We start from the raw sequence: 10,404 nt of genomic DNA, 5'->3' as shown, positions 1-10,404 counted from the left end.
ACCGTCAGTTGCGCGTGAAGGAAAAAAGTCCTTGTGACATCCTCTCGTAATCTGCCAGTCGCCTACGCCTCGTCCGGTGTCCCTTCACCGTCGTCGCGTTCGGCTCGTACTGCCTCGATTGCCGGCTCGAGTTCGCCGTAGAGTCGGTCGACCTCTTCGGGAAACACTTCGACGGGTTTCGCCTGACTGTGCGTGTGGATCCGGACGCGGTCTCGGTGACGGTAGGTCCGGTAGACGCTCCAGAGCCCGAACGCGACCAGTCCGACCCCGACGAAGGCGTTTTCGGAAACCGAGTAGAGGCCGAATCCGGTGAGAGCGAGGCTCAGTATCGCGAGAAACCAGTCGAACGATTCGTTGCTTACCTCGCTGACGTTGGTGTAGGGGACACTCGTCGTCTCGGCGTCCGTGCGGACGAGGACGCGGTGGTCGGTCACCGCGATCTCGTCACCGGAGCGAAGGCCACCCCGGTAGTGGAGTCGTTCGCCGGTCTCGAGATCGAGGCCGTGTCGACTCGGCATTACCGTCACTCGTCGATCGTTCGTAATCAAACTTTCCCCGTCCGGCCCGAAAAATAGCGGTCGAACGTGTCAGCTAGTCGGCCTTGTCGACCGGTTTCTGCTCGCCGGACGACCGCATGCGTTCGAAGAACGTGACGAACTCGTCGTTGTCTTCGGTGAGGTGTTCCCACTGCTCGAGGCCGCGTTCTTTCCGGGTTCCACGGACCGTGTTATCGAGTACGAAGGCGACGGTGCCGCCGACGGCCATCGTGGTCGACCCGAACACGTAGATCGTATCGGAGACGATCTTTTGACCGAGGACCGGCCCGATCACTGCTGCACCGGACGTGATCTCCTGGAACGCGCTTGCACTCCCGACGTTCGCCATGTACTCCGGAATGGCGAGTCCGAGGAAGAGAGCGATCCCGATGATGAAGGCGTTACGCGACGCATCGAGATCGACGTATTTGAGATTCGAGAGCCCGACTGCGGCGATCTGTCCGAACATCGCGATGTACAGCGCGCCGACGATCGGGCCCGGAATCGTCGTGATTAGCGCACCGAAGTAGCCGATGAACCCGACGAGCAACATCACGATCGCACCGATCTGGACGACGTATCGGGACGCAACGCCGGTGATTCCGATCGCACCGATGTTTTCGCCGTAGGAGGTCGAGCCGTTGCCCGTCCCCATGATCCCCGCGATGATGTTGCCGATTCCTTCCATGCCGATGCCGTGATTGATGCGTTTTTCGCTCGGCGCACCGACGCCGGCGATCCGGGCGACGGCGTAGTAGTCACCCATGCTTTCGATCATGGACGCCATGACGCCGGCAAACATCCCGATCGCGAAGGCGAGGGTGAACTGTGGCATCCCCCACTGCAGCGGCGTGATAATCTGTATCGCGGACGCGTCGGCGATCGCTCCGGTATCGACGTAGCCGAGCGTCTCCGGACCGTAAATCCCGGCCACCGAGAGGAGCGTCGCGGTGAGCCAAGCGACGACGACGCCGAGCAACACCGGGAACAGTTTCGCGTAGCGATTGTACTGGTCGAGGTACTGCGAGAACAGCACGATCAGGAACAGGGTCAGTCCGAGCAACCACCAGTTCTGATCGGCTCTCGTGACGTCAGCGGTGCCGACCAGTGAGAGACCGATCAGCACGATCACCGGCGCGATGACGACCGGTGAAAGGTAGTACTTGAGTTTGCCCAGGGCTCCGACGTAGCCGAGTAGCACCTGAACCGTCGCGGCCGCGATGACCGCACCCTGTAACTCGAGGATGGTCGCTTCCCATCCAGTACCCATCGCACCGATTATCGCGAGCGCCGGTGCGAGTAGCGCGAACGTCCCACCCTGGACGATCGGATACCGGTTCCCGACCGTCGTTTGTAACAGGGTCGCGATCCCCGAGACGACGAAGAACGTCCCGACGAGGCGGGCGGTTTCCGCCGCGGGCATCTCCATCGCCCCCGCGAGGATCAACGGGATCGCAACTGTCGCCCCGATCATCGTCAGGTAGTGCTGTAACCCGAGCAGTATCGACTCACCGAGTGGCGGTCGGTCTTCGATCCCGTATTCGACGAACGATGCCTCTTCGCGGGTGACTTCCCCCCCATCCGTCACGATTTTGTCCGATGTATCGTTGTGATCCGTCATGTATGTCAGCACCTGTACGACTGTGTGTGCCGAGCATTCACACTTGCACAGGTATACCATGGAATGCCACAGCGAATATATATAAAACTACCGCTGTAATCGTAGTGTGGAAACATGTTTATTAAAACGCGAATACGGTAGCCGATCAAAAAATATGCAACGACAAACGACCGACTATAGTATATTTGTTAAAATGTACACAGTAATATTCCATGCGGAGTCTTCAAAGGAGGGGACACACTCCCGCCCAGTCCCGGCCTGTCGTGATCCGACACGCCGTCACCGTTCGAAACACGGCTGGAGGGAATGAACTATTACACTTCGCCGTCTCGGTAGCCGTGATGGCATCTGATCCGGAGTACGCAGTCACTGCTGAACTAGACGTGATGGTCGAGATGCGCGACGGCGTCGAGCTGGCAACCGACATCTACCGTCCCGCCGACCCCGACACGGGAGACCCGATCGACGATCCCAAGCCCGCGCTTCTCGATCGGACCCCCTACGGCAAGCGAGGGCGCATGGAACGACACGGCGAGTGGTTCGCAAAGCGCGGCTACGTCGTCGCGATCCAGGACTGTCGGGGCCGATTCGATAGCGGCGGCGACTACTACATCTTCGTCAACGAGCCCGAAGACGGCCACGATACCGTCGAATGGCTCGCCGACCGGCCCTACTGTGACGACCAGGTCGGGACGATCGGCACCTCCTACGGTGCCTGGGTACAGAACGCGCTCGCCACGCAGGATCCGCCACACCTCGAGGCCATGTTCATCAACCAGGGGGCCGCCAACGGACGAAAGGCGACGTTCCGTCACAACGGCGCCTTCGAGCTTCGGTGGCTCTGCTGGGCGTACACCCTCGGCGGCGGGTTCGCGAAGCGAGCGCTCGAGGACTCGGACATCCAGCGTCGACTCGCCAACGTCGACGTTCGAGACGTGCTCGAGAACGGGCCGATCCAGCCGGGGCAGTCACCGCTTCGACACATCCCCGACTACGAGGAGTGGGCGTTCGACATCATGACACAGGGGGCCGCGAGCGACGAACTCTGGCAGGAGCCGGGGCTCAACTTCGAGGCGTACTACGACGAGTCGGCGGACGTTCCGACCGTCTATTCGGGCGCGTGGTACGACTCCTACACGAAGGCGACCTGCGACAACTTCGAGGCGCTCGCCGAGCGCAAGGACAGCGACCACTACCTCCTGATGGGGCCCTGGACCCACGGCTGGAACAGCTATCCCCTGCCCTCGTGGAACAAGTCCTACTCCGGCGAACTCGAGTTCGGCGAGGGGGCCTTGCGCGACTACCAGGAAACGCGGCTGCGCTTTTTCGATCACTACCTCAAGGGGAAAGACACCTGGGCCGACCAGCCGACGGTCCAGTACTTCCAGATGGGGACCGGCGACGGCTCGCAGACGCGTGACGGACGGCTCTTCCACAGCGGCGAGTGGCGCTCCGGCGAGGAGTGGCCCCTGCCGGACACCGAGTTCGCGACCTACTACATCCACGAGGACGGTCGGCTTTCGACGGACGAACCGGCCGTCCAGGACGCCGCGACGAGCTACGAGTTCGACCCGGACGATCCGGTCCCGACCATCGGGGGCAACTGCTCGTCGTACATCACCTACGAACCCCGAGAGGAGAACCTCATCGAGTACCCCCTCGCGGAGCGCAACCTACAGGACATCACCGGCCGCGGCGGATTCGATCAGCGCACGCGCCCCGACACCCTCGGTGCCGAGTCGCCCCACGGCCCCCTCGAGGAGCGCAACGACGTGCTCGTCTACCGGACGCCGCCGCTCGAGGACGACCTCGAGATCGCGGGGCCGATCCGCGTGCGGGTGTACGGCTCGACCGACGCACCGGACACCGACTTCACGGCGAAACTGATCGACGAGTACCCGCCCAGCGAGGAGTTCCCGAACGGCTTCGCAGTGAACCTCGCCGACTCCATCTGCCGCGGGCGCTACCGGGGCTACCGAGACGAACCCGACCTGCTCGAGCCCGGCCGGGTCTACGAGTTCGAGATGGAGCCGTACCCGACGGCGAACGTCTTCAAAGCGGGCCACCGCATTCGGCTGGACATCTCCTCGTCGAACTACCCGCGCTTCGACGTGAACCACAACACCGGCGGCCCGCTGTACGGCGACCGCGAGTCCGAAATCGCGACCAACACGGTCCACCACGACGCCGAGTATTCGACGCACGTCGAACTACCGGTTCAGCCGCGGTAACGGCACGACGGGCACGACTCGTCACGGTGGACCGTGTCGAGGCGCTCGCGGACCCTTTTCGTCATCGCGGACCCGACCTCGTTTCAGCGACCGATCGTCAGCACCCAGAGGAGCCAGACCGCCGCGACGGTCAGTCCCATCGCGCCGAACCCCGCGGCGTAGCTCTCCGTCGCAGCCAACAGCCAGCCCACGAGCCACGGGTACGCCAGCGCGCCGCCGTTGCCCACGAGCAACATTCCCGACAGCGTCACGCCGGGGTCGTCGGCCAACTCGGAGAACGCGAGACTGAACAACGGTCCGAACGGGATCCCGAAGCCGAACCCGGTCAACACGAGACCGATCCCGATCCCCGCTCGGGAGTCGATCGCGATCGCCACCGCCACTCCGACGAGGACGAACGCCAATCCCAATAGCGTGCCCGCAACGGTCGCCTGTTCCCCGACGCTTCGCGAGAGCCACCCGCCGAGCCCCCGACCGAGCACCGTCGTCAGGGCGAAGCCGACGAGCACGGCGATCGCGGGGAGCGCGACCCCTGCGAGGAGTTCCGTGTACCAGGTCGACGCCACCATGAGAAAGCCAAACGTCGCCATGTTACCGAGCCCGAGGGCGAGTCCACTCGCGGACGTAAACGGATCGAGATACGCCCGAAGCGCCGTCTTCGCGTTCGCGCTGACGGCCGGCAACCGGCTCGTCAGGGCGCTTCCCGAGAGGACGACGATCGCCGCGAGGACGGCGGGAATCGTCGGTCCGAGCGTCGAAACAGCGATGGTTCCTACCGCGAGTCCACAGGCCAGCCCGAGCGTGAACAGCGCGCCGAGCACCCCCTGGGCGGTCGCGGTATCGGCACCGCTCGTCCGCAATCCGACGTACTTCATTCCGCCGACGAACGCCGCCCCCTGACCGAGGCCCAGCAGGAGCCGCGAGACGTACGTCGTCTCGAGGGTCACCACGCCGCCGATGGCGATTCCGATGCCGGCGACGACGAACCCGAGCGTCGCAACGCGTTCGACGGGCGCCGTCCGCGTCAGTCGATCGGCTGGAACGACGACGAGGAACTGTCCCAGGAGAAAGAGCGACATGCCGAACCCGGCCGCATCGGGCGGGACGCCGCGTGCGATGAGTGCGGAAACGTACGCGCCGTAGCCGCCGACGGCGAGTCCGAGGCCGAACAGCCCCAGACCGATCTGGCTGATAGCCCTCCAGGGAACGGTCTGCGACTCGTCACCGAACGAGCGGTGCCGTAACACGGGTTCCGCTATACATCGGACCTACAAAAAGCGTCGTGTCACGGCAGCGCCACGGTTTCGTCGGACTCCCCGACAGTCGAACGGACACGGTTCGCGTTTCCCCGTCCGACTCGATCCCGTTGGTTGCTCGCTGTGGCGGGGGCTAATTGCTTCCGTTCGGCCGACTCGGACCGCCGCTCGCCCACAACTGCCCAAAAATATATATTCTCAGCATTTGTGGCAGTAACCGTTGCAATGTCAGACGTAAACCTGGACGATCAGTCCGTACAATCGGATTCCGACGAGGGTATCGTTCGATACGAAATCGATGACAAACCGCCCCTTTCGGAGGCCATCCCGCTCGGGATGCAACACTTGCTCGCGATGTTCCTCTCGACGGTCGCCCTCCCGCTCGTCATCGCCGGGGCGATCGGACTCGGGCAGAGCGAGACGACCTTCATCGTGCAAATGGCGCTGCTCGTCGCTGGGATCTCGACGATCGTGCAGGTGTATTCCGTCGGGCCGGTCGGCTCCCGCCTCCCCATCGTCATGGGAACGAGCGCGATCTTCGTCACGCCCCTGATCGATATCGGGAACTCGTTCGGGATCGCCGCAATCTTTGGCGCCGTCATCGTCGCCGCTCCCGTCGAGATCGTCATCGGCTATTTCTACGACGACCTCCGGTCGCTGTTTCCGCCGCTCGTGACGGGCGTGGTCGTCATGCTCGTCGGTCTGACGCTCGTTCCGACGGCCATCCAGTACTCCGCCGGGGGACCGGGCGCGTCGACGTACGGTGACCTCGCGAACCTTGGGATAGCCGGACTCGTGTTCCTGATCGCGGTCCTGTTCAACCAGTACTTCGATAACTTCCTCTCGATCGCGAGCGTCCTCGTCGCGGTCGTCGTCGGCTACCTGGTGGCCGCTCCGCTCGGTCTGCTCGATCTCTCCGGCGTCGCCGACGCCGGGTGGGTGACCGTCCCGATGCCCCTCGAGTTCGGCGTCGAGTTCCACCCGAGCGCGATCGTGATCGCCGCGTTCGCGTACGTCGTCACCTCCATGGAGACGATCGGCGACGTCGAGGGGACGACCGGAACGGTCGGCCGACGTGCGACCTCGAGGGAGATGCGAGGCGGTCTCCTGGCCGACGGCGTGATGAGCATGTTCGCGGGCGTGTTCAACGCCTTCCCGAACACGTCGTTCTCCCAGAACGTCGGACTGATCGGATTCACTGGCGTCGCGAGCAAGTTCGTCGTCGCGATCTGTGGGGGGTTCCTCGTCGTTCTCGGCCTGATCCCGAAAGTCGCCGCGGTCGTTGCGGCGATGCCCGAACCCGTCCTCGGCGGTGCGGCGATCGTTCTCTTCGGGATGATCTTCTCGATCGGGCTCAGACTCGTCGCCGAGAACGTGGAACTGACACAGCGGAACCTGACGATCATCGCCGCCTCGATCGTGCTCGGTCTCGGCGTCGAGGTACAGTCGGATGCGCTCGCACAGTTCCCCGACGACCTCCAGGTGCTGCTTGGCTCCGGTCTGCTCGTCGGCGGCATCACCGCACTGGTGTTGAACGCGATCATCCCCGGCGACGGCGGCCTCACGGCGGCTGACGCCAGTGCCTGATGCGGTCTGCTGTACCGAGTAACCGGCGAACCCGCACGGCGGCTCGCGAGTGTGCCACCACTGGCTGACAGGAGCCCGTCCGAATCGGCTGCCGTGTGCGTTCGATCGGTCGGCGACCACCCGCCTTCCTCCGATTGTCCCCGTCTCTACGGCTCGAGAACGACCATGCCGTGGCTCTCGCCGGACCGAATCCGGTCGTGAACGGCGGGCACGTCCTCGAGGCCGACGCGTTCGGTAACGACGGCGTGGATCCGGCCGTCGGCCAGCAATCGCGCGGCGCTGACGACTTCGTCTTTCGTCGCGTACCGCGACCCGCGGATCGACGCCTCTTTCGCGACGAACTCCTTGAGCGGCGGTGCGAACGATCGTTCGTGATGCGTCGTCAACGAAATCAGCTGCCCACCCATCGCGAGCGCGTCCCAGGCGGCCGCGAGCGTGTCCGTCTCCCCGACCGTGTCGACGACGACCGTCGGTCCGTCGCCGTTCGGTGTCGCCTCGCGGAGCCGCGTCGCGACGTCGTCGCCACGGACGTCGATCGGCTGCACCGCGGGGCCGGTGGCCGAGTCCACGTGCGCGAGTCGGTCGTCCGCGATGTCGGCCGCCAGCACGCGAGCGCCCCTGAGCGCGGCCAGCTGCGAGAGGTGGATTCCGACGCGACCGGCCGCGCCGATGACGAGCACCGTCTCGGCGTCATCGATCTCGGCCCGGCGACAGATGTGCAGCGGCGTCGCGAGACCGTCCGCGGCGACCGCCCCGTCGACGAAGCTCGCCCCGTCCGGGAGCGGAAGCACGTTCGAAGCGGGGATGACCGCTCGCTCGGCGTACGCGCCGTCTCGAGTAGCGCCGTACCAGCCCTCGACGTTCGCACACTGGTTCGTCGCACCGCGTCGACACGCCTGACACTCGCCACAGGTGAGATAGAAGTACGCCAGTACGCGATCACCCGGCACGAGTCCCGACACGTCGTCGCCGACCTCCTCGACGATGCCCGCGAACTCGTGGCCCGGCACCCGTGGCGTGAGTGCCGGATCGTCCTCGAGCCCGCCCTGGATCGCGTTCTCGATCGTTCGGGTGACGCCACACGCGCGGACGTCGACACGAACCTCACCTGGGCCGGGTTCCGGATCGGGAACCGTGTCGACCGTCAGCGATCCGCCCCACTCGTCGAGGATACATGCCCTCATACCGACCAGAGAGTTCACCGAGTCCTAATAGCGTTCCTCTCGCGGCAGCCGTTCCCGATTCCTGGGAGTTCGGGGAAGTAATATGTCACTCGGAGACGAACTGTGAACCATGCCAGAACGGATCCTCGTACCCGTCAACGGTTCGAACAGGTCGGACGACGCACTCGAGTACGCGATCGACACGTTTCCGGAGGCCTCGATCACTGCCCTGCACGTCCTCGAGTCGGGACGCGGCGACATCGGGGCGTTCTCCGGAATGACCGGCGACATCCCCGACGACGAGCCGGCACTGGAGCGCTCCGAGGAGATCCTCGAGTCAGCCCGTGAGTTCGCAGCGGACCACGGCGCCGAGATCGAGACGGAACGCCGCCGGGGTCGACCGGACCGATTGATCGTCAAACTCGCCGAATCGGACGACTACGATATGGTCGTCATCGGGAGTCACGGTCGAGACGGCGTCGCCCGGGTTCTCCTCGGAAGCGTCGCGGAGAAGGTGGTCCGGCGGTCGTCGGTCCCCGTTCTCGTCGTTCGATAGAACGACGGCGAAACCGACGCCGGTAGCGCCTCGTTTTTACACAGTCAGACGCGGTCGGCGGTCTCGGGAATACGGTGAGACGGGAGGAGACCGGTTTCCTCGAGGACGTAGTAGCCGACGATATGCACGGCTGCGGCTGCGATCATCCCGTTGAGGGCTGCCATGCCCGGAATTGGCGCCGGTGCCGTGACGCCCGGCAGCACCGATCCAGCGGTCAGGATCGCGACGAGACAGCCGGCAACGTATGCGAGCACGCCCGTCCACCGGACGCTCGTAAACTCGATGTCGTCCATTCGGGGGACCCCTTCCCGCCAGCAGAGCAGGAAGTCGGCGATGATAATCGCACCGAGTGGCGGGATGTACTGTCCGAGAAGCTCGAGCCACGGCAGGAGGAGCCCATCGGCACCAGCCAGTGCGAGAAGAATGCCGGTCGTACAGCCCGCGATGACGAACGGTCGCTTGCGGTCGAAGTCGAAGGCCTCGGCTCCGGCGACGCTGAACGCGTAGGCGGCGTTGTCGTTCGTCGTCCAGATGTTCAAAATCAACGCGATCAGGCCGACGCTCGCGAGCCCCTGTGCGACCAGTACTTCGTAGAGATCGCCCGACGGCGTCACATCGTAGACGGCACCGCCGACCGCACCGCTAAGAAAGAGGAAGCTGTTGCCCACGAGGAACGCGATCAATCCGGCCCAGAAGGCGACCCGGGAGTTGATCGCGAACCGCGCCCAGTTCGGGGCCTGCGTGCCCGCGCTGATGAACGTCCCGACGACGATCGTCACCGCGAGACCGAACGACATCTCGCCGCCACCGGTCTGGGACAGGATGCCGTCGGTCCCGCCGGCGTCGCCGACAGCGAGCCCGATCGAGAGCAGTCCCACGATGACGAGGAACGGAACCGCGACGTACGAGAGTTTCTCCATTCCGTCGTACCCGAAATACGCAGTCGACATGTGTAACAGCCCCCAGATGAGAACCAGTGCACTGACCAGCGCCGCGTTCTCGAGGCCGAGATACGTCGCCGTCGGGATCGCGACCATCGGAATCGTCACGCCGAACCAGCCGATCTGCGTGCCACCCAATAGGAAGTCAGCCCATTTAGCGCCGACCCGACCGAACGAGTATCGTGCCAGCAGGACGGTCGTGAGCCCCGCGTTCGCGGAAATCCCACACAGGAGGGCGACGTACCCGCCGAGGATGAGATGGCCCACGACCATCGCGGTCAGCATTTCCTGGAACCCCATCGCCGCGCTGACTTCCGCGCCCGCCCACATCGTCCCCGCGAAGAAGACGAGTCCGAGCAGGACGGCTGAGAGGCTGATCAATCCCTTTCGTTCGTCCTCCGGAACGTGATCGAGCGGATAGTCGGGGTCCGGGAGATTCTCGTCACCGAAAACGATGCGCCGCCAGTCAAACCCGCCATCGGGTGTTGCCATGAAACATGATTCTCTATCCCG

The 10,404-nt window shown here is 64.4% G+C and carries 8 protein-coding genes; 3 read left to right on the top strand and 5 right to left on the bottom strand.

All coding sequences use genetic code 11. From position 1 onward, the window contains the following. Positions 1–62: 62 nt before the first annotated feature. Entirely contained in the window at positions 63–518 is a 456-nt protein-coding gene (locus CP557_RS21490; RefSeq protein WP_097382052.1) for a hypothetical protein, read from the bottom strand. A gap of 73 nt (positions 519–591) precedes the next feature. After that, on the bottom strand, positions 592–2,157 hold the full coding sequence (locus CP557_RS21485) for a uracil-xanthine permease family protein (protein WP_097382051.1): 1,566 nt from the start codon (positions 2,155–2,157) through the stop codon (positions 592–594). A 341-nt stretch (positions 2,158–2,498) separates the two neighbouring features. On the opposite strand from CP557_RS21485, the gene CP557_RS21480 reads away from it, so the two are divergent. After that, the gene (locus CP557_RS21480) at positions 2,499–4,388 is read left to right on the top strand and encodes a CocE/NonD family hydrolase (RefSeq protein WP_097382050.1); all 1,890 of its coding nucleotides are present in this window, start codon (positions 2,499–2,501) and stop codon (positions 4,386–4,388) included. Between the two features lie 83 nt (positions 4,389–4,471). On the opposite strand, the gene CP557_RS21475 is transcribed toward CP557_RS21480, so the two are convergent. Beyond that, the gene (locus CP557_RS21475; RefSeq protein WP_097382049.1) at positions 4,472–5,635 is read right to left on the bottom strand and encodes an MFS transporter; all 1,164 of its coding nucleotides are present in this window, start codon (positions 5,633–5,635) and stop codon (positions 4,472–4,474) included. Between the two features lie 234 nt (positions 5,636–5,869). Between CP557_RS21475 and CP557_RS21470 the strand changes: the two genes are divergently transcribed. Beyond that, the gene (locus CP557_RS21470) at positions 5,870–7,231 is read left to right on the top strand and encodes a uracil-xanthine permease family protein (RefSeq protein ID WP_097382048.1); all 1,362 of its coding nucleotides are present in this window, start codon (positions 5,870–5,872) and stop codon (positions 7,229–7,231) included. 146 nt (positions 7,232–7,377) lie between these two features. Here the strand turns inward: CP557_RS21470 and CP557_RS21465 are convergent, their stop codons facing one another. Further along, the gene (locus CP557_RS21465; protein ID WP_245853145.1) at positions 7,378–8,415 is read right to left on the bottom strand and encodes an alcohol dehydrogenase catalytic domain-containing protein; all 1,038 of its coding nucleotides are present in this window, start codon (positions 8,413–8,415) and stop codon (positions 7,378–7,380) included. Positions 8,416–8,524: 109 nt separating this feature from the next. Here CP557_RS21465 and CP557_RS21460 point away from each other — a divergent pair, with 109 nt between their 5' ends. Beyond that, positions 8,525–8,950: a universal stress protein gene (locus CP557_RS21460; RefSeq protein ID WP_097382047.1), complete on the top strand. Its 426-nt coding sequence runs from the start codon at positions 8,525–8,527 to the stop codon at positions 8,948–8,950. Between the two features lie 44 nt (positions 8,951–8,994). Here the strand turns inward: CP557_RS21460 and codB are convergent, their stop codons facing one another. Next, positions 8,995–10,383: a cytosine permease gene (gene codB / locus CP557_RS21455; RefSeq protein ID WP_097382046.1), complete on the bottom strand. Its 1,389-nt coding sequence runs from the start codon at positions 10,381–10,383 to the stop codon at positions 8,995–8,997. Between the last annotated feature and the right edge of the window lie 21 nt (positions 10,384–10,404).

The sequence above is a fragment of the Natrinema ejinorense genome, assembly GCF_002494345.1.
Taxonomy (GTDB): domain Archaea; phylum Halobacteriota; class Halobacteria; order Halobacteriales; family Natrialbaceae; genus Natrinema; species Natrinema longum.
The sequence above is the reverse complement of the archived record's forward strand: the minus strand, read 5'-3'. Positions and strand labels throughout refer to the sequence as shown.